The following is an 839-nucleotide window of genomic DNA, read 5'->3' on the forward strand; positions in this document are numbered from 1 at the left end:
CTAGGGGGTGTTCTCATTCAGGCGAGCCATATGACAGCAGACACAAGGGATAACATCGACTGGTAATTCCTGGCCAGTCGCTCATATCGTGTCGCTATCCGGCGGAACTGCTTCAGCTTCTGGAAAAAGCGCTCTACCAGGTTGCGAGCCTTGTACAGATGTCGATCAAGGCTGCGAGGGTTCAGGCGATTCTTTTTCGAGGGGATGATCGCCTCAGCGCCACGACGCTGGATGACCTCAACAAAAGCGTCTGAGTCATACCCCTTGTCGGCCAAGACGGCCTCGAAGGCGAAACCCTCGATCAACGCTTCAGCCTGACCATACTCCGAGGCTTGCCCAGGCGTTAACAGCAAGCGTATCGGATTGCCCAAAGCATCGACCGCCGCATGAATCTTGGTACTCAGTCCCCCTCGGGACTTACCCATGGCCTCGATGTCCTGATCTGTTTTTTTGCCGCACCGTGCTGGTGAACCCGCACGATGCTGCCATCCACCATCAAATGCTCCAAGTCAGCGTCAGCAGCGAGTGCCTCCATCATCTGCACCCAAACGCCTTTGCGTGACCAGCGACTGTAGCGCACATAGACTCTATGCCAATGACCGTAGGTTTCCGGGAGGTCACGCCACGGCGAACCCGTACGAGCAATCCAGAGTACCGCTTCGACAAACTGACGGTTATCGCGTGCGGTGACGCCTCGATCATGGGCCTTGCCTGGCAACAGATTTTTGATCCGTTCCCATTGATCATCATGAAGAAGCCTATGGCGACTCATCCGCTGCTCCAAATCCACTGAAGGTTACGGATTTAACCTGCTCGATTCAAATGAGAACGCCCCCTAG

Annotated in this window: 1 protein-coding gene; it reads right to left on the minus strand. The window is 55.2% G+C overall.

Going from position 1 to position 839, the window contains the following annotated elements; translation table 11 throughout:
- Nucleotides 1-17: 17 nt before the first annotated feature.
- A protein-coding gene (locus GHO42_RS03815; RefSeq protein WP_371926216.1) for an IS5 family transposase occupies nt 18-772 on the minus strand; the annotation gives its coding sequence in 2 pieces (ribosomal slippage) (nt 18-443 and nt 446-772; 753 coding nt in all).
- Nucleotides 773-839: the final 67 nt, after the last annotated feature.

The organism is Pseudomonas sp. FSL R10-0056 (assembly GCF_009600105.1).
GTDB classification, from domain to species: Bacteria; Pseudomonadota; Gammaproteobacteria; order Pseudomonadales; family Pseudomonadaceae; genus Aquipseudomonas; species Aquipseudomonas bubulae.